This window comes from Microbacterium festucae (genome assembly GCF_025421715.1).
Taxonomy (GTDB): Bacteria; Actinomycetota; Actinomycetes; order Actinomycetales; family Microbacteriaceae; genus Microbacterium; species Microbacterium festucae.
Window position 1 is genome coordinate 79,831 of record NZ_JAOEFC010000004.1, and the last position, 22,346, is coordinate 102,176.

Annotated in this window: 18 protein-coding genes; 4 read left to right on the forward strand and 14 right to left on the reverse strand. The window is 72.4% G+C overall.

What is annotated here, in order from left to right:
• Nucleotides 1–126: 126 nt before the first annotated feature.
• The 7 genes from N3K63_RS13210 to N3K63_RS13240 form a co-directional block, all read right to left on the reverse strand.
• Nucleotides 127–732 (reverse strand): TetR/AcrR family transcriptional regulator, encoded by a 606-nt coding sequence (locus N3K63_RS13210; RefSeq protein ID WP_261580655.1) that lies wholly within the window; start codon nucleotides 730–732, stop codon nucleotides 127–129.
• Nucleotides 733–1,154: 422 nt separating this feature from the next.
• Nucleotides 1,155–1,958, reverse strand: a complete 804-nt coding sequence (locus tag N3K63_RS13215) for an HpcH/HpaI aldolase family protein (protein WP_261580656.1) — start codon at nucleotides 1,956–1,958, stop codon at nucleotides 1,155–1,157.
• Nucleotides 1,943–2,731 carry a 2-keto-4-pentenoate hydratase gene (locus tag N3K63_RS13220; protein ID WP_261580657.1) on the reverse strand — a complete coding sequence of 263 codons (789 nt, stop codon included), beginning with the start codon at nucleotides 2,729–2,731 and terminating at the stop codon, nucleotides 1,943–1,945. Before N3K63_RS13220 ends, N3K63_RS13215 begins: the two co-directional genes overlap by 16 nt.
• Entirely contained in the window at nucleotides 2,728–3,918 is a 1,191-nt protein-coding gene (gene hpaD, locus N3K63_RS13225) for a 3,4-dihydroxyphenylacetate 2,3-dioxygenase (RefSeq protein WP_261580658.1), read from the reverse strand. The genes N3K63_RS13220 and hpaD overlap by 4 nt, the downstream gene beginning before the upstream one ends.
• Nucleotides 3,919–4,310: 392 nt before the next feature.
• The gene (gene hpaE / locus N3K63_RS13230) at nucleotides 4,311–5,840 is read right to left on the reverse strand and encodes a 5-carboxymethyl-2-hydroxymuconate semialdehyde dehydrogenase (protein WP_261580659.1); all 1,530 of its coding nucleotides are present in this window, start codon (nucleotides 5,838–5,840) and stop codon (nucleotides 4,311–4,313) included.
• A complete protein-coding gene (locus tag N3K63_RS13235) occupies nucleotides 5,837–6,562 on the reverse strand; it encodes a GntR family transcriptional regulator (RefSeq protein ID WP_261580660.1) in 726 nt (241 codons plus the stop codon). Before N3K63_RS13235 ends, hpaE begins: the two co-directional genes overlap by 4 nt.
• A complete protein-coding gene (locus tag N3K63_RS13240; RefSeq protein WP_261580661.1) occupies nucleotides 6,559–8,085 on the reverse strand; it encodes a fumarylacetoacetate hydrolase family protein in 1,527 nt (508 codons plus the stop codon). Before N3K63_RS13240 ends, N3K63_RS13235 begins: the two co-directional genes overlap by 4 nt.
• A 135-nt stretch (nucleotides 8,086–8,220) precedes the next feature.
• On the opposite strand from N3K63_RS13240, the gene N3K63_RS13245 reads away from it, so the two are divergent.
• Nucleotides 8,221–9,615 (forward strand): MFS transporter, encoded by a 1,395-nt coding sequence (locus N3K63_RS13245; RefSeq protein ID WP_261580662.1) that lies wholly within the window; start codon nucleotides 8,221–8,223, stop codon nucleotides 9,613–9,615.
• Between the two features lie 61 nt (nucleotides 9,616–9,676).
• Nucleotides 9,677–11,569, forward strand: a complete 1,893-nt coding sequence (locus N3K63_RS13250; protein ID WP_261580663.1) for an FAD-dependent monooxygenase — start codon at nucleotides 9,677–9,679, stop codon at nucleotides 11,567–11,569.
• 488 nt (nucleotides 11,570–12,057) lie between these two features.
• Here N3K63_RS13250 and N3K63_RS13255 read toward each other — a convergent pair whose 3' ends face one another.
• Nucleotides 12,058–13,710 (reverse strand): thiamine pyrophosphate-binding protein, encoded by a 1,653-nt coding sequence (locus N3K63_RS13255; RefSeq protein ID WP_261580664.1) that lies wholly within the window; start codon nucleotides 13,708–13,710, stop codon nucleotides 12,058–12,060.
• A 215-nt stretch (nucleotides 13,711–13,925) separates the two neighbouring features.
• On the opposite strand from N3K63_RS13255, the gene N3K63_RS13260 reads away from it, so the two are divergent.
• Entirely contained in the window at nucleotides 13,926–14,789 is an 864-nt protein-coding gene (locus N3K63_RS13260; protein ID WP_261580665.1) for a GTP-binding protein LepA, read from the forward strand.
• On the opposite strand, the gene N3K63_RS13265 is transcribed toward N3K63_RS13260, so the two are convergent.
• Complete coding sequence (locus tag N3K63_RS13265; RefSeq protein ID WP_261580666.1) at nucleotides 14,765–15,394, reverse strand: TetR/AcrR family transcriptional regulator; 630 nt, start codon at nucleotides 15,392–15,394, stop codon at nucleotides 14,765–14,767. The genes N3K63_RS13260 and N3K63_RS13265 overlap by 25 nt on opposite strands.
• Nucleotides 15,395–15,467: 73 nt before the next feature.
• On the opposite strand from N3K63_RS13265, the gene N3K63_RS13270 reads away from it, so the two are divergent.
• Nucleotides 15,468–17,222 (forward strand): FAD-binding protein, encoded by a 1,755-nt coding sequence (locus N3K63_RS13270; RefSeq protein WP_261580667.1) that lies wholly within the window; start codon nucleotides 15,468–15,470, stop codon nucleotides 17,220–17,222.
• A gap of 157 nt (nucleotides 17,223–17,379) precedes the next feature.
• Here N3K63_RS13270 and N3K63_RS13275 read toward each other — a convergent pair whose 3' ends face one another.
• The 5 genes from N3K63_RS13275 to N3K63_RS13295 all read right to left on the reverse strand — a co-directional run bounded on the left by N3K63_RS13275 (nucleotide 17,380) and on the right by N3K63_RS13295 (nucleotide 22,286).
• The gene (locus N3K63_RS13275) at nucleotides 17,380–18,102 is read right to left on the reverse strand and encodes an L-ribulose-5-phosphate 4-epimerase (protein ID WP_261580668.1); all 723 of its coding nucleotides are present in this window, start codon (nucleotides 18,100–18,102) and stop codon (nucleotides 17,380–17,382) included.
• 66 nt (nucleotides 18,103–18,168) lie between these two features.
• Entirely contained in the window at nucleotides 18,169–18,513 is a 345-nt protein-coding gene (locus N3K63_RS13280) for a DUF202 domain-containing protein (RefSeq protein WP_261580669.1), read from the reverse strand.
• Nucleotides 18,510–18,878: a YidH family protein gene (locus N3K63_RS13285; RefSeq protein WP_261580670.1), complete on the reverse strand. Its 369-nt coding sequence runs from the start codon at nucleotides 18,876–18,878 to the stop codon at nucleotides 18,510–18,512. The genes N3K63_RS13280 and N3K63_RS13285 overlap by 4 nt, the downstream gene beginning before the upstream one ends.
• A gap of 130 nt (nucleotides 18,879–19,008) precedes the next feature.
• Complete coding sequence (gene ppsA, locus N3K63_RS13290) at nucleotides 19,009–21,393, reverse strand: phosphoenolpyruvate synthase (RefSeq protein WP_261580671.1); 2,385 nt, start codon at nucleotides 21,391–21,393, stop codon at nucleotides 19,009–19,011.
• 35 nt (nucleotides 21,394–21,428) lie between these two features.
• Nucleotides 21,429–22,286: a pyruvate, water dikinase regulatory protein gene (locus N3K63_RS13295; protein ID WP_261580672.1), complete on the reverse strand. Its 858-nt coding sequence runs from the start codon at nucleotides 22,284–22,286 to the stop codon at nucleotides 21,429–21,431.
• Between the last annotated feature and the right edge of the window lie 60 nt (nucleotides 22,287–22,346).

Sequence of the window (22,346 nt, forward strand, 5' to 3'; positions counted from 1 at the left end):
CGGTCGCCGAGAGAACACCTGCGCGCCGAGGGAACGGTTGACACCCGTTCCCTCGGCGCCGTGTTGTTCTCTCGCGGGGCGGGTGGGGGCGGGGCGGGTCGGGGCGGGTGGGGGTGGGGGCGCGGGTCAGCGCGGGGGTGCGAGCAGGCGGTCGAGCATGGCGAGCGCGGCCTCGTGGTCGACCGAGGCGTCGAGCAGCCATTGGGTCTGCAAGCCGTCGGATGCCGCGATGACGAGCGCCGCGACCAGTTCGGCATCCAGGTCGGCGCGCAGCGCGCCGGTGGCCTGCAGGCTCCGCACGCGCTCGGTCAGCTCGGCGCGGAGGCGGGCGAAGCGTGCGGTGGCGAACTCCTGGGCGACGGGGTGTGTGCCGTCGACGGCCATCGCCACCAGGGTCGAGTACAGCTGCACGAGCCCCGGCACGGCGCGGTTCTCCTCGGCCGAGACGCGCATCATCTCGGCGGGGCTCACCTCGGGCGGGGCGGGGGTGGCGTCGCTGCGCTGCTCGGGTTCGCGGTAGACGGCGACCAGCAGCTCTTCGAGGGATCCGAAGTAGTGGGTGAGGGCGGCGTGGGTCACACCGACCTCGCGCGCGATGGCGCGCAGGCTGGTCTGCTGACCGCCGCGCTGGGCGAACACCTCGATCGCCCGGTCGAGGATCTCCTGACGGCGCGCGACGCCCTTCGCGTAGCTGCCGCGCGGGCGCGCCGGCTCGGGATGATCGCCGCTCATGACGCGATCCTACCGACCCGGAGCGAAAACCTCCGGGTGGAGATGTCTCCGATGAGGCGTGCGCTGCACCATCCGTCGGAGCGGTGGGTCCGGTGTCACCTGGTGGGGCTCGGGAGGTGACACCAGCACCACCGGTCCGACGGATGGGCGCCTGACGCGGCGGATGCCGGACGACTGCGCTCACGGAGTCGGCGACCGCCGGGCGGCGGTGCCCAGGGAAGCGACGGGCGCCTCAACGAGCCCAAGATTGTCGTCGGCGCCGGCCTCTTCCGGGCCCACGGCACCATCCGTCGGAGCGGTGGGTCCTGTGTCGCCTGGTGGGACTCGGGAGGTGACACCAGCACCACCGGTCCGACGGATGGTCACCCGACCCGACCCGACCCGACCCGACCCCGCCGACCTGCCCCCGCCGCCCCGGCCGCTCAGTAGGAGGCGGGGCTGCGCCCGTCGGATGCCGGCACCCACCGTGCGGCGAGTTGCTCGGTCGCGCGGGCGAGCAGGGCGACGTCGGCGCCGACGAGCACGAAGTCCGCGCCGGCGTCGATGTAGGACTGGGCCACGTCGGGGTCGAAGGCGTTCACGCCGACGGGTGTGCCGGTCGCGCGCACGGCGGCGAACGTGCGCAGCACCGCTGCTGTCACGTCGGGGTGCGTCTGCGCACCGATGAGGCCCATCGACGCGGCGAGGTCGCTCGGGCCGACGAACACGCCGTCGACCCCGTCGACGGCGGCGATCTCGGCCGCGTTGTCGACGGCCTCCGCCGTCTCGATCTGCACGAACAGCGAGACGTGGTCCTCGGCCTCTTCGAGGTAGTGCTCGACACGGTTCCAGCGCGCCGAGCGGGCCAGCGCCGACCCGACACCGCGGCGCCCGCGCGGCGGGTAGTGCACGGCCGCGACGACGGCCTCGGCCTCGGCGGCCGACGACACCATCGGCACCAGCAGATTCTGGGCGCCGAGGTCGAGCACCTGCTTGATGGTGACGACGTCGCCGATCGGCACCCGCACCACCGGGGTGGTGGGGTAGGCCGCGGTGACCTGCAGCTGCGCGAGTACGGATGCCAGGCCGTTGGGGGAGTGCTCCATGTCGATGAGCATCCAGTCAAGGCCCGCGCCGGCGACGATCTCGGTCACCAGCGGCGACCCGGCGCACACCCAGGCCCCGGCGAGGGGCCGGCCGGCGGCGGCGAGGTCGTCGCGGAAGGTGGGTGTCAGACGAAGCGGCATGTGATGGTCCCCATCGGTCCGTAGTCGCAGTGCACGAGGTCGCCCCGCGCGATCCACATCGGCCGCGTGAACGATCCGGCGAGGATGATCTCCCCGGCCTCGAGTCTGTCACCGTGCTGGTGCAGTTTGTTCGCGAGCCACGCGACGCCGTTCGCGGGATGCCCGAGCACCCCGGCGGCGACGCCGGTCTCCTCGATCTCGCCGTTGCGGCTGAGCACGCCGGGCACCCACGGCAGGTCGACCTCGTCGACGCGCTTGCGCGTGCGTCCGAGCACCATCGCGCCGTAGGCGGCGTTGTCGCTGATCGTGTCGACGATCGTGCGCCCCTCGAGTTCGATGTGGGAGTTGAGCACCTCGAGAGCCGGCACCACCTCGGCGACCGCGGCGAGCACGTCGGCGAGGGTGCAGTCCGGCCCCTCCAGCGGCCGGGCGAGCACGAAGGCCAGCTCGACCTCGACGCGCACGTTCGAGAACAGGTCCACGGCGATCTCGGCGCCGTCCTCGTGCACGGTGTCGTCGAACATCACACCGTAATCGGGCTCGGTGATGCCGGTGGCCTGCTGCATCGCCTTCGAGGTGAGGCCGATCTTCCGGCCCACGAGCCGCCGTCCCGCGGCCACCATCCGGTCGCGCCAGACGGCCTGGATGGCGTACGAGTCCTCCACCGTGGCATCCGGATGCCGCGCGGTGATGCGCGGGATGACACTGTGCGCGCGGTCGGCCGCGGCCAGCTCGTCGGCCAGCCGCGCGATTGTCGCGGCGGGGAGGGTCACAGCTGGTTCCCGAGCTTGAACTCGCCGCCCGTGCCCGGCCCCGATTCGCCGCGAGTCCCCGTGCCGGCACCCGCGGCGTCGTCGCGCCGCGTGTAGCTGAAGCCGTCGGCGCCGATGGTCACCGCCATCTCCGACGACTCGGTGCGCGTGACGACCGGCTGCGGGTTGCCGTCGAGATCGAGCACGAGCGACGCCTCGGTGTACCAACTGGGCACGACGGGGTTGCCCCACCAGTCGCGGCGCTGGTTGTCGTGCACGTCCCACGTGACCACCGGATTGTCGGGGTCGCCGGTGTAGTAGTCCTGCGTGTAGATCTCCACGCGGTGCCCGTCGGGGTCGCGCAGGTAGAGGTAGAACGCGTTGCTGACGCCGTGGCGGCCGGGGCCGCGCTCGATGGCATCCGAGCGTCGCAGGGCGCCCAGCTTGTCGCAGATGGCGAGGATGTTGTGCTTCTCGTGCGTCGCGAACGCGACGTGGTGCATGCGCGGGCCGTCGCCGCCCGTGGCCGCGGTGTCGTGCACCGTGGGCTTGCGGCGCATCCAGGCGGCGTAGACGGTGCCCGCCTCGTCCTGGATGTCTTCGGTCACCCGGAAGCCGAGGTCCTGGTAGTGCCGCACCGCCCGGGGAACGTCGGGGGTCACCTGGTTGAAGTGGTCGAGGCGCACGAGCTCGCCGGGGGTGTGCAGGTCGTAGCGCCAGCTGAGGCGCTCGACGTGGGTGGTCTCGAAGAAGAACTCGTAGGGGAAGCCGAGGGGGTCTTCGACGCGCACCGAGTCGCCGATGCCGGTGACGAAGCCCTCGGGGCGCCGCTCGACGCGGCATCCGAGTTCGGTGTAGAACGCGACGGCGCGGTCGAGGTCGTCGGCGCTGCGCACCCGGTACGAGAAGGCGGCGACGGCGGCGATCGGGCCGCGCCGCAGCACCAGGTTGTGGTGGATGAACTCCTCGGTCGAGCGCAGGTAGATCGCCTCGTCGTCCTCGGCGGTCACGTAGAGACCGAGGACGTCGACGTAGAACTCGCGCGACGCGGCGAGATCGGTGACGACGAGCTCCATGTAGGCGCAGCGCAGGATGTCGGGCGGGGTGGCCTGCGGCGTGGTCACCGGGTTGTCGGAGTGGATCGGCGCCTCCTGCGAGACGTAGAACCCCGATGACGTCAGGGTCATCTGGTCGCGGTGTGCGGTCATGTCAGCGTCCTTGCTTTCGTGAGTCGTGCTGTCTGTGCGGTGCCCCGGGTGTGCGGTGCTCGGTGCTCCGGGTGTCCGGTGCCCCGGGTGTCCGGTGCCCCGGGTGTCCGGTGTCCCGGGTGTTCGGTGCCCCGGGTGTGCCCGAGGTGCGGGGGCCTCGGTGCCTCTGTGCCCCGGGTGTCCCCGACGTGCCGAGTGTCCAAGACACGCGGTGTCGGATGCCGTCGTGCCGCGTGTCTTGGACACTCGGCGGCCGGTGGGGCGGGCCCGGGTGGGGCGGGGAGCGGACCCGAGCGCCGGAGCCCCGGAGCCCCTGAGCCCCCGGGCCCCGAACCCTCCCCGAGCCCCCGAGCCCCCGAGCCCCCGAGCCCCGGAGTCCCCGGCCCACCGGGTCAGGTGCGGCCGAAAGTGGGGTTGTGGACCTCGCCGAGGGTGATGTGCACCGCCTGCTGGTGCGTGTAGAAGTCGATGGAGCGGTAGCCGCCCTCGTGGCCGAGTCCGGAGGCCTTGACCCCGCCGAACGGGGTGCGCAGGTCGCGCACGTTGTTCGAGTTGAGCCACACCATGCCCGAGTCGATGGCCTGGGCGAAGGTGTGGGCGCGTTTCAGGTCGTTCGTCCAGACGTACGCGGCGAGGCCGTATCTCGTGTCGTTGGCGAGGGCGAGGGCCTCCTCGTCGGTGTCGAAGGGGGTGATGGCCACCACCGGGCCGAAGATCTCCTCCTGGAAGATGCGGGCCTCGGGGGCGACGTCGGCGAACACCGTGGGGGCGACGAAGTTGCCGAAGGCGAAGCCCTCGGGCTGTCCGCCGCCGGCGACCAGACGCCCCTCGGTCTTGCCGATCTCCACGTAGCCCATGACCTTCGCGAAGTGCTCGGGGTGCACGAGCGCGCCCACCTCGGTGGCCGGGTCGTGGGGGTAGCCCACCCGCACCCGGCGCGCCTGGGCGGCGTAGCGCTCGACGAACGCGTCGTAGACGTCCCGCTGCACGAGGATGCGGCTGCCCGCGGTGCAGCGCTCGCCGTTGAGCGAGAACACCCCGAAGATCGTCGCGTCGACGGCGGCCTCCAGGTCGGCATCCGCGAACACGATCGCCGGCGACTTGCCGCCGAGCTCCATCGACAGCCCCTTCAGGAAGGGGGCGGCGTTGGCGAAGATGAGCCGGCCGGTGCCGCTCTCGCCGGTGAACGAGATGAGCGGCACCCCCGGATGCTTCACCAGGGCGTCGCCGGCATCCTCGCCCAGCCCGTGCACGAGGTTGAACACGCCCTGCGGGAGCCCCGCCTCTTCGAAGATGCCCGCCCACAGCGACGCCGACAGCGGCGTGAACTCGGCGGGCTTGAGCACGACGGTGTTGCCGGTGGCCAGTGCCGGGCCGAGCTTCCACGACTCGAGCATGAACGGCGTGTTCCAGGGGGTGATGAGCCCGGCCACCCCGATCGGCTTGCGGTTGACGTAGTTGATCTGGCGGCCGGGCACCTTGAAGGTGTCGTCGGACTGGGCGACGATCAGGTCGGCGAAGAACCGGAAGTTCTCGGCGGCGCGGCGGGCCTGTCCGAGGGCCTGGGTGATCGGCAGGCCCGAGTCGAACGACTCGAGCTCGGCCAGGCGGGCATCGCGCGACTCGACGATGTCGGCGATGCGGTGCAGCACCCGCGAGCGCTCGCGCGGCAGCATCCACGGCCACGGCCCCTCGTCGAAGGCGCGGGTGGCGGCGGCGACGGCCCGGTCGATGTCGGCGGCGCCGCCGGCGGCGGCCTGCACGTAGACCTCGTTCGAGACCGGTTCGAGCACGTCGAAGGTGGCGCCGTCGACCGAGTCGACGAAGGCGCCGTCGATGTAGTGGCGGATGCGGTCGGGCAGATCCGCCGGAACGTGTCGGCGGTCGAGGGCGGGGGCCGGGGTGGTGCGTGCGCCGGTCATGACAGCTCCGATCGGTGGGGGGTCTCCGGATGCCGCGCGTCGAGGAACGCGTCGAGCGTGCGGAGCCGGTGGTTGCGGGTGGTCAGTTCGAGCTCGGTCGGGTCGCCGCCGGTGCGGATGAGGTCGAGGATGTGGTCGTGCTCCTCGACCGAGTGCCGGGGGCGGTGGGGGATGAGGGAGAACGACGTGTCGCGGAGCCCCGACAGGCGACCCCAGGTGCGCTGCACGAGATCGCGCACGTCGGGGTTGGGGCAGCGGTCGAACAGCACCGCGTGGAAGCGCTGGTTGAGCTGGGTGTAGACGTGCGCGTCGAAGTCGTCGAGCAGGCGGTGCATGCGCGCGTTGATCTCGGCGGCGTGCGCGAGGTCGTCGGCGGTGATGTGCGGCGCGGCCAGGCGGGTGGCGTAGCCCTCGAGGAGCCCGAGCGTCTGCATCGTGTGCACGTACTCGTCTTCGTCGACGACCGAGACGCGGGCCCCGACGTTCTTCTCGAACGTGACGAGATGCTCGGCCTCGAGGCGCCGGATCGCCTCGCGCACCGGCACCACGCTCATGTCGAGCTCGGCGGCGATCGCCCCGAGCACGAGCCGGTAACCGGGCGTGTACTCGTGGCGGGCGATGCGCTCGCGGATCCACTCGTACGCGGCCTGCGACTTGCTGCCGGTGGCGGTGCCGGTGGCGGTGGCGGTGGCGGTGCCGGTGGCGGTCTCGACGTCGGTCATCGGGCGGTCTCCTCGTCGTAGCGGGCGCGCCAGGTGGCATCCATGGGGAACAGGCCCGCGATCGGGTGGCCCTCGGCCACGCGCGCGGCGATCCAGGCGTCCTCGGTCTCCTGCGCGAGCGCCGCGTCGGCGATCTCGGCCGCCAGTGCAGGTGGCACGACGATCACGCCGTCGGCGTCGCCGACCATGATGTCGCCCGGCTGCACGGTCGCCCCGCCGCACGAGATGGTGAGGTCGTGGTCCCACGGCACGTGGCGGCGCCCGAGCACGGCGGGGTGGGCGCCGGCGGCGTAGACGGGCAGGCCGACGGCGGTCACGGCGTCGATGTCGCGCACGCCGCCGTCGGTGACGATGCCCGCCGCACCACGGGCGTGGGCGCGGATGGCGAGGATGTCGCCGAGGGTGCCCGAGCCCGTCTCGCCCCGCGCCTCGATCACGATCACCTCGCCGGCGCCGACGGCATCGAACGTGCGCTTCTGCGCGTTCTGCCCGCCGCCGTGGCCGGCGAAGAGGTCTTCGCGGTTCGGCACGAACCGCAGGGTGCGGGCGGTGCCGACGAGCTTCGCCCCCGGATGCAGGGGGCGCACCCCGTCGATGGAGACGTTGTCGAGCCCGCGCTTGCGCAGCTGCTGCGAGAGCGCAGCGACGGGTGCGTCGAGCAGCTTGGCGCGCAGTTCTGGCGTGAGTGCTCCGGCATCCGCAGGTGTCGAGGCGGCATCGGCCGGGGCCGAGGTGTCGTCGGCCGGTGTCGCCATGGCATCCGCCGGGGTGCCCCAGGCCTCGCTGCGCTGGGTGTCGTCGACGGCGGGCAGCGCGCCCAGCGCCGGGTCGAAGGCGATGTCGGGCCCCGCGACGACGGTGGTGACCAGGCGGCCGCTGCGGGCGCCGGTGGCGGGGGCGTCGACCTCGACCTCGATCACGTCGCCCGGGGCGACCACCGACGATCCGGCCGGTGTGCCGGTGAGGATGACGTCGCCGGTCTCGAGGGTCATGTGCTGCGAGAGGTCGGCGACGATCTGGGCGAGGGGGAACAGCAGCCCGTCGGTGGTGCCCTCCTGCGCGAGGGCGCCGTTCACCCACGTGCGCACGCGCAGCGCCGCCGGGTCGACCGTGCGTGCGTCGATGAGGTCGGGACCGATCGGGGTGAAGCCGTCGCCGCCCTTCGAGCGCACGTTGGAGCCCTTGTCGGCCGCGCGCAGGTCGTAGAGCCCGAGATCGTCGGATGCCGTCACCCACGCCACGTGCTCCCACGCCTCGTGCGCCGGCACGCGGCGGGCGGGCCGACCGATCACCAGGGCGATCTCGCCCTCGAAGGCCAGCAGCTCGGTGCCGGCGGGGCGCTCGACGGTGCCCCCCGAGGCGGCCACCGAGCTCGACGGCTTGAAGAAGTACGACGGGGCTGCCGGCCGCCGGCCCCGCTGGGCGGCGCGCGACTCGTAGCTCAGGTGCACCGCGACGATCTTGCCGGGGCGTGCCGGCAGGCCGGCGAAGCGCGGGTCGGCGCTGGTGTGATCCGTGGTCATGAGCTCCCTCGCTCTTGCGTCGTATCTCAAATCGTATATGATCACTCTCGACCGGGCAAGCATCCACGGGCTCCGCGCACAGCGCCCCCTCGCCCGGCCGACAACGACGTCGAATTGACACAGGAGTCAATGACCATGAGCGCACCCGCCTCCCGCCGCACGCCCGAGGGCTTCACGCCCACCGGCACCATCGCCACCCACGCCGACCGCCGCCGGGTCGTCTTCGCCACCGTCGTGGGCACCACCGTCGAGTGGTACGACTTCTTCATCTACGCCTCGGCGGCCGGGCTCGTGTTCGGCCAGCTGTTCTTCGGCCCCGCCGGCGACGGCATCGCGCAGATCCTGTCGTTCCTCACCGTCGGCATCAGCTTCCTCTTCCGCCCGCTCGGCGCGTTCCTGGCCGGGCACCTCGGCGACAAGTACGGGCGCCGCTTGGTGCTCATGCTCACCCTCATCCTCATGGGCGTCGCGACCACGCTCGTCGGCCTCCTGCCCACATATGCCGCGATCGGCATCGCCGCGCCGATCCTGCTGATCTTCCTGCGCATCCTGCAGGGCATCTCGGCGGGCGGCGAGTGGGGCGGTGCGGTGCTCATGGCCGTCGAGCACGCGCCCAAGACCAAGCGCGGCATGTTCGGCGCCTCGCCGCAGATCGGCGTGCCGCTCGGTCTGCTCCTGGCATCCGGCGTCATGGGCCTCATGGCGCTGATCGCCCCCGGTGACGCGTTCCTCGAGTGGGGGTGGCGCGTGCCGTTCCTGCTCTCGGTCGTGCTGATCCTCGTCGGCTACTACATCCGCCGCCGTGTCGAAGAGAGCCCCGTGTTCACCGAACTCGCCGCGCGCAAAGAAGAGACGCGGATGCCGATCGTGCAGCTGTTCCGCGGCCACGCGCTGCTGGTCGTGATCGCCGCATTCGTCTTCGCCGGCAACAACGCGGTCGGGTACATGACGACGGGCGGATACATCCAGCGCTACGCGACCGACCCCGAGGGTCCCGTGGGCCTGGCGACCTCCGACGTGCTCGGCGCCGTCACGCTGTCGGCGGTGTCGTGGCTGGTGTTCACCTGGATCGCCGGCTGGCTGTCCGACCGCATCGGCCGCCGCACCACCTACCTCATCGGGTGGGTGCTGCAGCTGGCCGGCGTGATCCTGCTGTTCCCGCTCGTCGACAGCGGCTCGCTCGCGAACCTCACCCTGGGCCTGGTCATCCTCACCGTCGGGCTCGGATTCACCTACGGCCCGCAGGCCGCGCTCTACGCCGAGCTGTTCCCGGCCTCCATCCGCTTCTCGGGGGTCTCGATCTCCTACGCCATCGGCGCCATCCTCGGCGGCGCGTTCGCCCCGACCATCGCCACGGCCATCGTGCAGAGCACCGGCTCGACGCAGGGCGTCACCTGGTACCTCGCCGGCATGACCCTGCTCGGACTCATCGCCACGCTGCTGCTGCGCGACCGCAGCGGCATCCCGCTCGGCCCCGATCACGAGGCCGAGCAGGCCCACAGCCCCATCTACGGCCTGGCCAAGGCCTGAGGCCCCGACTGCGGAGAACCCGGACGCCGCAGCGTCACCGGTCGCGAAGGGATCGACGAGCATGCAGTTCCACCACCACGGCTACGTGTCGGGAGACCCTCGGGTGCTCCCCGCCGCCGGCAGCGGCATCGACCGCCCCGACGACCTCCCCGACGAGATGGACGTGCTCATCGTCGGGTCGGGGCCGGCGGGGATGCTGCTGGCCGCGCAGCTCTCGCAGTTCCCCGCCGTCACCACGCGCATCATCGAGCGACGGGACGGGCGACTCGTCCGCGGCCAGGCCGACGGCATCCAGCCGCGCAGCGTCGAGACCTTCCAGGCGTTCGGGTTCGCCGAGCGCATCGTCGCCGAGGCCTACAACATCGCCTACATGAACTTCTGGGGGCCCGACCCGGCGGCGCCGGAGAACATCGTGCGCACGGCGCGCACCGAGGACTACGCGCTGCAGATCAGCGAGTTCCCGCACCTCATCGTCAACCAGGCGCGGGTGCTCGACTACTTCGCGGAAGCCGCCGCGCACGGCCCCGGACGCATCGCGCCCGACTACGGCGTGGAGTTCGTCTCGCTGACCGTGCACGAGACCGGGTCCCACCCCGTCGAGGTGCGGGTGCGGCACCTCACCGGGCCCCGCGCCGGCGAGGAGCGCACCGTGCGCGCCCGCTACGTCGCCGGGTGCGACGGCGCCCGCAGCGGGGTGCGCGAGGCGATCGGACGCGTGCACACCGGCAGCGCCGCCCTGCATGCCTGGGGCGTCATGGACGTGCTCGTCGACACCGACTTCCCCGACTGGCGCGTCAAGTGCGCCATCAACTCGTCGGCGGGGAACATCCTGCACATCCCGCGCGAGGGCGGGTACCTCAGCCGGATGTACATCGACCTCGGCGCCGTCGCCGAGGACGACGCGCACCGCGTGCGCGAGACGCCGCTCGAGGAGGTCATCCGGAAGGCCAACGCCATCCTGCATCCGTATGCCATCGACGTGAAGGAGGTCGTCTGGCACAGCGTGTACGAGGTCGGCCACCGCGTGACCGACGGGTTCGACGACGTCGAGGCGGGCGGCGACCGGCCGCCGCGCGTCTTCCTCACCGGCGACGCCTGCCACACCCACAGCGCCAAAGCCGGACAGGGCATGAACGTGTCGATGCAGGACGGCTTCAACCTGGGCTGGAAGCTCGGGCATGTGCTCACCGGGCTCGCCGACCCGCAGCTGCTGGCCACCTACGCCAGCGAGCGGCGCCCCGTCGCGCAGCAGCTCATCGACTTCGACCGCGAGTGGTCGACGCTCATGGCGCGCAAGCCCGAAGAGATCTCCGACCCCGCAGAGCTGGCCACCTACTACCTGGCCACGGCCGAGTTCCCGTCGGGGTTCATGACGCAGTACGGGCCGTCGACGATCGTCGCCGATGCCGCGCACCAGCAGCTCGCCGCCGGCTTCCCCGTCGGCAAGCGGTTCCACAGCGCCCCCGTCTCGCTGGTCGCCGACGGCAACGTCGTGCACCTGGGACACCACGCCCGGGCCGACGGCCGCTGGCGGGTGTACGCCTTCGCCGACGCGCCCGCCGCGGGGGAGCCCTCGGCCTTGGCCGCGTGGGCGCACTGGGCAGCCGGGCCGGCGGGCCCGATCGCCGTGCACACCCCCGCCGGCGCCGATCTCGACGCGGTCTTCGACGTGAAGGTCGTCTACCAGCAGGCCCACGAAGACGTCGACGTCGCGCGGGTGCCCGGGCTCTTCCGCCCGCGCAGCGGACCGCTCGGGCTCGTCGACGCCGAGAAGGTCTTCGCCGCGGCGCCCAGCGCCTGGAACCCGGTGGACATCTTCGACGAGCGCGGCCTCTCGCGCGACGGGGTCGTCGTCGTGGTGCGCCCCGACCAGTACGTCGCCGCCGTGCTGCCGCTGGAGGCCACCGCCGACCTCGCCGCATTCTTCGCCCGCGCCCTCCGCCCCACCCCCTGACCCGCCCGCGGGCCCGCCGCGAAACGCCTTCAGTTCGTGGGACCGGCCCTACCCGTCACCGGTCTGCCGCGTGGTCCGCGGCGCGCGCCGCGCCCTACGGGCGCCGGCTCCGGTCCCGCGCCGCCCGCCCGCCGCGAAACTCCTCCAGTCTGCGGGCCGCGGCTCGCGGCGCCCGCGGAATCACGCGGGCGGTGGGCGCGTGGGCGCCCGGAATGGAGGAGTTTCGCGGACAGGACGGCGGTGATCGGCGACGGACGGGTGGCCCGCGCCGGTGTGCCTGGGCATGGAGCGACGGTGCTCGGCGCGGCCGGCCCTACGGGCGCACGCTCCGGTCCCGCGCCGCGCCGCCCGCCCGCCGCGAAACTCCTCCAATCCGCGGGCCGCGGCTCGCGGCGCCTGCGGAATCACGCGGGCGGTGTGCGCAGGGCCGCCCGGAATGGAGGAGTTTCGCGGGAGGGGCGCCGAGCCCGACCCCGGAGACCAGGAGGTCAGGAGTTCACGCGCAGGATCTCGTCTTGGTAGGGGGCGCGCACGGCGCCGGAGATCCGCAGGTCGAGCAGCAGGAAGCGCCGGTCGGCGACGGGGGTCGCCGCCCAGCGCGCGAGCGCGTCGAGGTCGTCGAGGGTGCGCACGACCACGCCCTCGGCGCCGACGGCGGCGGCGAGGCCGGCGAAGTCGACCTCGGGGATCATCATCGGGGCCCGGGCCAGGCCCTGCACGCCGTACAGGTGGATCTCGGCGCCGTAGGCGTTGTCGTTCCACACCACCGCGACGCCCCGGCCGGCGGCGACGCGCACCGCGGTCTCGAGGTCGGCGAGTGCCATGAGCCCGCCGCCGTCGCCCGTGGTGAGCACGACGGTCGCGTCGGGCCGGGCGAGGGCCGCGCCGGCGACCGAGGGGAACCCGAGCCCGATCGACTGGTAGGCGGTGCCGACCATCATCATCCGGTCGGGCGCGGCCACCGGCCAGTACATGTTCGCCCAGCCGATGAAGTGCCCGCCGTCCGAGACCACCACGCGATCGGCGGGCAGCAGCTCGCCGATGCGGGCGGCCGCCGTGCGCGGGTCGAGGCGACCGTCGGATGCCGTTCCGTCGCCGCGCGCGTAGGTGCGCAGCCCCGCCGCGTCGACGCGGTCGCGCCACCCGGCCCCGCGCGCGGGCCGGCCGGCGAGGGCGTCGACGAGAGCGCGGGCGGCGACGGCGGCGTCGGCGCGGAGGTAGGTGCCCACGTGCGGGTGGGTGGCGGCGGGAGCGGTATCGACCTGCACGATGCGGGTGCCGGGGGAGAAGAGGGCCCCGAAGCGCATCGTGAACTGGTTGAGGGAGGCGCCGAACACGACGGCCACATCGGCCTGGCCGATGAGGTCCATGGCCGGTTCCGCGCCGAAACCGCCGGTCACCCCGAGGTCGTGCTCGGGGTGCGAGAAGACCCCGCGGCCGAGCGCCGTGGTCGCGGTGACGGCGCCGGTGGCCGCGGCGAGGTCGTCGAGCGCGGCGCCGGCCCCCGCCAGCCAGGCGCCGCGGCCGGCCAGCAGCAGGGGACGCTCCGCGCCCGCGAGGGCGTCGGCGATCGAGGCGAGGGTCGCCGCGGCGAACGCACCCGCGGGTGCCAGCGGCGCCGGAAGCCGCGGATCCGGGGCCTCGGGCACCGGCCCGGCGTCGAGCTTCGCGACGTCGTAGGGGATGGCGAGGACCGTGGGCACCCGGTACGACAGGGCGTGTTCGATGGCGATGACGGTCGTGGCCGCGGCATCGGCCCGCCCCACCGTGTAGGTGCGCGCGCCGACGGCCGAGGCCAGTGCGATCTGGTCGACGTCCCACGGGCGCGGCCCCGAGGTCGGTTCGTCGCCGACGACGAGGATCAGCGGCACGTGCGCCTGCACCGCCTCGGCCAGCGCCGTGAGCGTGTTGGTGAACCCGGCGCCGTAGGTGGCGGTGGCCGCGGCGAGCCCGCCCCCGGCGCGGAAGTGGGCGTCGGCGGCCACGACCCCGCCGGCTTCGTGCCGCACGGCCGTGTAGTGCACGTCGGTGGCGCGTTCGAGTGCGTCGAGGAAGTGGGCGTTGCCGTTTCCCATGACCCCGAAGACGTGGTCGATGTGGCGGGCGAGGGTGAGGGCGACGTGCGCGGACACGGTGGGCATGGAGGCTCCGAAGACGGGATCGAGGAAGGGATGCCGTATGTGTCTCGCGCGCCCCGCGTCACTGCGGCGGGCGGCTGCGTGCCCCTTTTGCGAGCACCGGTGACGGTCGTCGTCGCCGGACAGGGCCGAGTATAGCCCGCCGTCGCGGGCATCGTATACGATCACATGCCGCGACCGCGGCCCCCGCCCGGTCGGATCGCGGGCATCATGGGGGCATGTCGGAGCCGATCACGACGCAGCGGATTCTCGAGCACGTGCAGCGCCTGGGCGAGCAGCATCCGCCCCTCGCGCTGGCCTCGGTCGACCGCGAGGTGCACGACCCCGCCGCCGTCGCCGCCCGCTACGGGCACGTCATCGACTACCTCGCGCGGGTCGAGCTGGAAGTCGACCGCAACGTGCTCGAGCTGCTCGTGCTGCTGCCCGACGTCAGCGAGGTCGACCGGATGTTCTACGCCGATGTGTGGCAGCCGCAGGAGATCCAGCACGGGCTCATCCTCGACCGGCTGCAGCAGGACCTCGGGCGGCCGGCGGCGACCCCCGAGCTGGAGGTGTCGGCGAAGATGAAGGTGATGGGCGCGCTGGCCCACTTCTCGGCCATCCAGGACATCGCCCGGCTGCTCTACTACCTCACCGGTGCGAGCACCGAGCGGCAGGCGGTGCTGGCCTACAACATCATCCACGACGGGATGACGGGGCTCGGCGAGACGGCGATCGCCGAGACGATCATCGCCCCGATCCGCCGCCAGGAGCCCGGGCACTTCGCGTTCTACCGGATGAGTGCGACGCAGCTGGTGCAGTCGGGGGCGCTGCGGCCCTGGCAGCTGTACCTGGCGCGCGTGCTGCGGGAGAGGACCTACAACCTCGTCGGCGTCAACGGGCACGACCGCTACCGCGCCCAGATGGGCGGGGTGGTCACCGCGCTCGGCTTCGACGCCGACCTCGACCGCTATGCGCGCGAGGTGGGGCGCATCGAGGCCCAGCTGCTGTGGGCGCACGAGCGCGGCATGGCGTTCCCGCCCTATGTGCTGGCCGCCCTGCGCGAGAGCATCGACCTCTACCGCGAGCGCGGCTTCGACTGATCCGGCGCCGCGCCCGCGTTCCCCGCCAGGTGCGGCAGCACCGTGTCGACGAGGGATGCCGTGGCTCCCGGCGCCGGCGGCGTGCGACGCAGCACGCGGATGACCACGACACCGACGAGCGCGTCGACGGCCGCGTCGATGTCGGTGTGCGGGGGCAGCGCCCCGCGTTCCCGCGCCCGCACGAGCCACTCCGTGAGCATGCGCTGACCGGGCAGGGCGGCGTCGAGGCGCCGACCGATGACCGCATCTTCGGCCGCCGCGGCGATCATGTAGCGGGTGAGCGCGGTCTCTTCGGGGGCGAGGGCGAGCACGGGCTCGAGCCAGGCGATCAGGTCGTGTCGCAGGTCGCCGGTGTCGACGGGTTCGGGCTCGAACGGGGTGAGCAGCCCCTCGAGCAGCGCCTCGGCGACCAGGGCGCTCTTGGAGGGCCACCACCGGTAGATGGTCGGCTTGCCGACGCCGGCTGCCGCGGCGATCCCCTCGATGGTGAGCTGATCCCACCCGCGTTCGGCGAGCTGGGATGCCGTGGCCGCCAGGATCGCCATGCGGGCCGCCTCGCTGCGCACGGCCCCGCGTCCGCGCCCCGTCGCCGCCTGCCCTGCCATGTCGCCGACGGTAGCAATATTCACGGAACGGTCCGTTACGTAATATGAGGGCGTCATCGATCAAGGAGGATTCATGGCCGCTTCCGACGCCGTACCCGACGCCGCGTCCCCGTCCGCCCCCGCGGCCCCCGCCGCGCCCGCTGCCGCCGAGGCCCACGCTCCCGCAGCCGCGCCCGCCCCCGCGGCGGCCCCCGGGCCGTCGGCATCCGCCCTCGAGTACGACGTGGTCGTCGTGGGATCGGGCGCGGCCGCCTTCGCCTGCGCGCTCGGTGCGCTGGATGAGGGCCTGAGCGTGCTGATGGTCGAGAGCACCGACCGCTTCGGGGGCAACACTGCGATGTCGGGCGGTGGGCTGTGGCTGCCCCACAGCCCCGTGATGCAGCGCGAGGGCGCCCGCGATTCCCGCGAAGAGGCGCTGCGCTATCTCGACGCGACTGTGGGCGAGCCGGGCGTCTCGTCGAACCGGGCGCGCAAAGAGGCCTTCGTCGACGGCGTCGCCGACTTCGTGCTCACGACCGAGCGCTACGGGTTCGAGTGGATTCGCGCGGCCGCCTACCCCGACTACTACCCCGAGGCGCCCGGCGGCAAGATCGGTCGTTCGATCGAGCTGCGACCGTTCGACGCGAAGCTGATCGGCCACTGGCGCAAGAAGTCGCGGGCGCTGCTGCCGTTCCCGATGCTCAACAGCGACATGTACCGGCTCGGCCGGGCATGGTCGACCTGGTCGGGCTTCTGGCAGGGGGTGCGGCTGGTGTTCCGCACGCTGGGCGGACTCGTGCGCGGGCGGATGCTGCTGGGCATGGGCGGCGCGCTGGCCGCGGCGCTGGCGAAAGTCGTCGTGGTCGACGGCAAGGTGCCGCTGTGGCTCAACGCCCCCGCACGCCGGCTGGTCGTCGAGGGCGACCGCGTCGTCGGCGTCGAGGTCGAGCGCGGCGGTGAGACCGTCACCGTGCGGGCGCGGCGTGGCGTGATGCTGGCGGCGGGCGGGTTCGACCGCGACAAGGAGCGGCGCAAGCGGCTGCAGGGCGTCGAGGGGAATCCGGCCGGCTCACCGGGTGCGCTCGGCGGTGGCATCGACATGGCCGTCGAGGTCGGCGCGGCGCTGGAGTACATGGACGACGCGTGGTGGGGCGCCACGGTGCGGCCGGTCGAGGGCGGGCTCAGCTCGTTCATCGTGGGGGAGCGGTCGATGCCGTACTCGATCATCGTCGACAAGGAGGGGCGCCGCTTCGCGAACGAGTCGGAGTCGTACGTCGACCTCGGCCACCACATGCTCGAACACGACGGCGCCGTCGGCCCGTACTGGTTCATCCTCGACCGCCGTTACACGAAGCGGTACTTCCTCACCTTCGCGGCCGAGCCCGGCGCGGCGAAGAAGATGGCCGCGCAGGGCATCAAGGTGACCGCTCCGACCCTCGACGAGCTCGCGGCGAAGATCGGCGTCGACCGGGCGGTGTTCCTCGCCGAGGTCGACACGTTCAACGGGTATGCGCGCACCGGACGCGACCAGGACTTCCACCGCGGCGACTCCGCGTACGACCGCTACTACGGCGACCCCACCATCCACCCGAACAACAACCTCGCTCCCCTCCAACGCGGACCGTTCACCGCCTACGAGGTCGTCATCGGCGACCTCGGCACGAAGGGCGGCGTCGTCACCGATGCGCACGCGCGGGCGCTGCGCGCCGACGGCTCGGTGATCGAGGGCCTCTACTCGGCGGGCAACAACTCCGCCGCGGTCATGGGGCACACCTATCCCGGCCCCGGCTCCACCCTCGGCCCCGCGAGCGTCTTCGGCCTCATCGCCGCCCGCCACATGGCCCGCTGACACCCCCCCCGCGGATGCCGAGTGCACGAGGTGACGCCGAGCGAACGGCCTCGGGAGCGCCGGCATCCGGTGTTCTCGGCGGGAGGTCGTGCACTCGGCGTGCGGTGGCGGTGGTGCGGGGCAGAGCCTCAGGCGGCCGCGGGGAGCGAAGCGCGGGTCACCGGCGGTCGTCGGTGGTCTGGCCGTAGACGTTCTGGTACCGGTTGTAGAGGGCGTCGATCGATTCCTGAGGGATCGGGACGAGCTCGCCGCCCTGCCGGGCGAGGTGGACGGTGCGCGCGACGTCTTCGAGCATCACCGCGGCCTTCACGGCATCCTTCGCCGTCGCCCCGATCGTGAACGGCCCGTGGTTGCGCATCAACACCGCCCGCGACCGGTGCCCGGTCAACGTGTCCACGATGCCCCGACCGATCGAATCATCGCCGATGATCGCGAACGGACCCACCGGGATCGGACCCCCGAACTCATCGGCCATCGCCGTGATCACACACGGGATCTCCTCACCCCGCGCCGCCCACGCCACCGCATAATCCGAGTGCGTGTGCACCACCCCGCCGACCTCCGGCATGTTCCGGTACACATACGCGTGCGCCGCGGTATCCGACGACGGCGACCGGTCACTGCCGGGCGTTCCCGCCACGACATTCCCGTCCAGATCGCACAGGATCATGTTCTCCGGCGCGAGATCGTCGTACGAGACACCCGACGGCTTGATCACGAACAGATCCGCATCCGGCACCCGGCCCGACACGTTCCCCCCGGTCCACACCACCAGCCCGTACCGCACCAACTCCGCATGCAGCCCCGCCACCTCAGCCCGCGTCCGCGCAATCGCAACCTCGGTGCGGGCAAGGTCGGCGGCGGCGCTGCGGTGATCCATGGCCGACATGTTACCGGTAACAGGATGCCGGCGCGAGAGGCCGGGCCGGCGACCGGATGCCGGCGGTCAGCCCCTCACGGCGCTGACGACCACGACGGCGACACCCAGCGCCGCGGCGCCCCCGGCGACGGCCGCCGTCAGCGCCAGGAGCCCGGCCCCCGGCATCCGGGCCCGATCGCCGTCGTTCAGCAGCAGACGGGTGCCGACGCGGTAGCGGCGCCGTGCCCCCAGCCACATCGCGGCCGCCACGAGCAGCCCGACCATGCCGACGACGATCCACCACGGGTCGCCGAAGGCCAGCGGCAGCATCCGCATGCTCACGATGGCGCCCACCCCCAGCGCCAGCGCGGTGCGCCGCCAGGCCAGCTCGGTGCGCTCGGGCTGCAGCCCCGGGTCGAACAGCGCGCTCACCGCAGCAGCACCGACAGCAGCACGAGCACGCCGGCGGCGGTCACGGCGACCCCCAGCAGCGGGCCCATCAGCGAGGCGGGCAGCGGCGTTCCCAGCCGCAGGGCACGTTCGGTGCGCGCCCAGTTGGTCCAGGCGAGGGCCGAGGTCGCCAGCGCCGCGATCACCAGCACGAGGGATGCCGCGAGTCGCAGCCCCGGATGCAGATCGAGCCCCAGCACCTCGAGCGCCACCCCGCCGGCCAGCAGGGCCAGGGCCGTGCGGATCCAGGCGAGGAAGGTGCGCTCGTTCGCGAGCGAGAACCGGGCGTCGGGCTCGTCGCCGCGGGTGTACACCGACGCGGGGAACCGCTCGGGGGTTCTGCTCATGCGTGCTCCTCCGCTCGCCCCCATCCTCGCGCCGCGCGAGCGCCCGCCACAACTCCGCGCGCCCGCGCCCGCACCCGCGCGCCCGCACCGGCGCGCCCGCACCCGCGCACCCGCGCGCGCCGCGCTCCGCTCAGACGGGCGTGGCCGAGGTCTTCGCCAGTCGCAGCCAGGTGTCGACGACCGTGTCGGGGTTCAGTGACACCGACTCGATGCCCTGCGCGACGAGCCACTCGGCGAGGTCGGGGTGATCGCTCGGCCCCTGCCCGCAGATGCCGACGTACTTCCCTCGGCGCCGGCACGCCTCGATGGCCATCGACAGCAGCTTCAGCACGGCCGGGTCGCGCTCGTCGAAGGTGTCGGCCACGAGCGAGCTGTCGCGGTCGAGTCCGAGGGTGAGCTGGGTCATGTCGTTGGAGCCGATCGAGAACCCGTCGAAGAACTCGAGGTAGTCGTCGGCCAGCAGGGCGTTGGTCGGCAGCTCGCACATCATGATGACCTTGAGGTCGTTCTCGCCGCGGCGCAGGCCGTTCTCGGCGAGCAGCTCCACCACGGCGTGCCCCTCGCCGACGGTGCGCACGAACGGCACCATGACCTGCACGTTGGTGAAGCCCATCGCCTCGCGCACGTGCCGCAGCGCCTCGCACTCCATCTCGAAGCAGGCGCGGAAGTCGGGGGAGATGTACCGCGCGGCGCCACGGTAGCCGATCATCGGGTTCTCCTCTTCGGGCTCGTACAGCTGGCCGCCGATGAGGTTGGCGTACTCGTTGGACTTGAAGTCGCTCAGGCGCACGATCACCGGCTCGGGGGCGAAGGCCGCGGCGATCATCGCGACGCCCTCGGCCACGCGGCGCACGAAGTAGTCGCGCGGCGAGGCGTAGGCGGCGATGCGCTCCGACACCTCGGCCTTCAGCTCGGCGGGCAGGGAGTCGAACTCGAGGAGGGCGCGCGGGTGGATGCCGATCTGCCGGTTGATGATGAACTCCAGGCGCGCCAGCCCGACACCGCGGTGCGGCAGGCGCGAGAACGAGAACGCCTGATCGGGCGTGCCGACGTTCATCATGATCTTCACCGGCGAGGCGGGCATCGCATCCAGGTGCGTCTCGTCCTCGGCGAAGTCGAGGATGCCGTCGTAGACGAACCCGGTATCGCCCTCGGCGCACGAGACGGTGACCTCCTGACCGCCGCGCAGCGCGCGGGTGGCGTCTCCGGTGCCGACCACGGCGGGGATGCCCAGCTCGCGGGCGATGATCGCGGCGTGGCAGGTGCGCCCGCCGCGGTTGGTGACGATGGCGGCGGCGCGCTTCATGATCGGCTCCCAGTCGGGGTCGGTCATGTCGGCCACGAGCACGTCGCCGGGCTGGAAGTCGGCCATCTGCGACACGTCGCCCAGCACCCGCACGGCGCCGGCCCCGATGCGCTGACCGATCGCGCGACCGGCGGTGACGACGGTGCCCTGCTCGCGCAGCCGGAACCGGCGGATGACGCCCGCCGACTGCCGCGACACGACGGTCTCGGGCCGCGCCTGCAGAATGTAGAGGGCGCCGTCGACGCCGTCCTTGCCCCACTCGATGTCCATCGGGCGGCCGTAGTGGTCTTCGATGACGAGGGCGTGACGGGCGAGCTCCTCGATCTCGGCATCCGTGATCGAGAACACCACCCGATCGGATGCCGGTACGTCGACGAACGCGGTGGACGCCCCGGCCTCACGGCTGTCGGTGTAGCGCATGGCGATGGCCTTCTCGCCGACCGAGCGCTTGAGGATGGCTTCCTTGCCGGCGCGCAGCGCGGGCTTGGAGACGTAGAACTCGTCGGGGTTCACGGCACCCTGCACGACCGCCTCGCCCAGCCCGTACGAGCTCGTGACGAACACGGCCTGGTCGAAGCCCGACTCGGTGTCGACGGTGAACATGACCCCCGAGGCCCCGACGTCAGAGCGCACCATGCGCTGCACCCCGGCCGACAGGGCGACCTCGGCGTGCTCGAACCCGTGGTGCACCCGGTAGGCGATGGCGCGGTCGTTGTAGAGCGAGGCGAACACGCGGCGCACCGCCAGCAGCACGTTGTCGATGCCGCCGATGTTGAGGAACGTCTCCTGCTGCCCGGCGAACGACGCATCGGGCAGGTCTTCGGCGGTGGCGCTGGAGCGCACCGCCCAGGTGACGGTGTCGGGCTCGGGGTCGGTGTCGACCAGGCGCGCGTAGGCCTCGCGGATGTCGCGCTCGAGGTCGGCGGGCAGCGGATGCTCTTCGATCCAGCGCCGGATCTCGGTGCCCACGGTGGTGAGGGTGGCCACGTCGTCGACGTCGAGCGGCGCGACGGCCGCGTCGATGCGCGCCTCGAGCCCGTCGTGGGCGAGGAAGGCGCGGAACGCGTCGGCGGTGGTGGCGAACCCGCGCGGCACGCGCACGCCCAGGTCGGTGAGGTGGGAGACCATCTCGCCCAGCGAGGCGTTCTTGCCGCCCACCTGGGGAAGGTCGGCCATGCCGATGTTCTCGAACCAGAGGATGTTGGTCACGGGATTCTCTTTTCTTCGCGGGCCCGTCGTGCGGGTCAGGAGCGGAGTTTCAGGGTTTGCAGGATGACGGCGGACATCTCTTCGACGCTCTTGGTCGACGAGTTCAGGAACGGCACGCGGTTGCGGCGGTAGAGGTCTTCCGCGCGCCGGAGCTCGAGGGTGCACTGCGCGAGGCTCGCGTAGGTGGAGTGGGGGCGCCGTTCGTGGCGCACCTGGCTCAGACGCAGCGGGGTGGTGGTCAGGCCGAAGCAGCGCGCGGCGTACTTCTGCACCAGCGGCGGCAGGGCGTCGGTGGGGAAGTCGTCGTCGGTGAGCGGGTAGTTGGCCACCAGCAGCCCGTACTGCAGGGCGAGGTACATCGTCGTCGGGGTCTTCCCGCAGCGGCTCGGGGCCACGATGATCACGTCGGCGATGTCGAGGGCGCGCGCGCTCTGCCCGTCGTCGTGCTCGATCGCGTACTCGACGGCCCGCATGCGCGCGAAGTAGTGCTCGGTGTCGCCGAGGGTGTGGAACTGCCCGAGCTGCTCGGATGCCGTCGTGCCGAGCGTCTGCTCCAGTTCGGTCAGGTGCCCGCCGAGCAGGTCGATGCGGGTGGCCGGTGCGCCGGCGAGCACCGCGCCGACGGCGGCGTTCTTGATGGTCGTGAAGACGATGGGCTGCAGTCCGGACGCCGCGGCGGCGGCGATGTCGGAGACGACGTGCGCGGCGCCGGCGGGCGTGTCGACGAAGGGGATCGTGTGACGTTGGAACCGGAAGCCGGGGAAGTTCGCCAGCAGCGCCCGGCCCAGGGTCTCGGCGGTGATCCCGGTGCTGTCGGAGACGAAGAACGCGGCGCGCGTCGCCACCGGCGCGGCGGCACCGGCGGCGCGGTCGACGAGAGGATCGGCGGTCATGGCTCGACGCTAGCGAGCCATCACAGCGTTCTTTCGCCCCTCAGGGGGTGAAGGATCGGG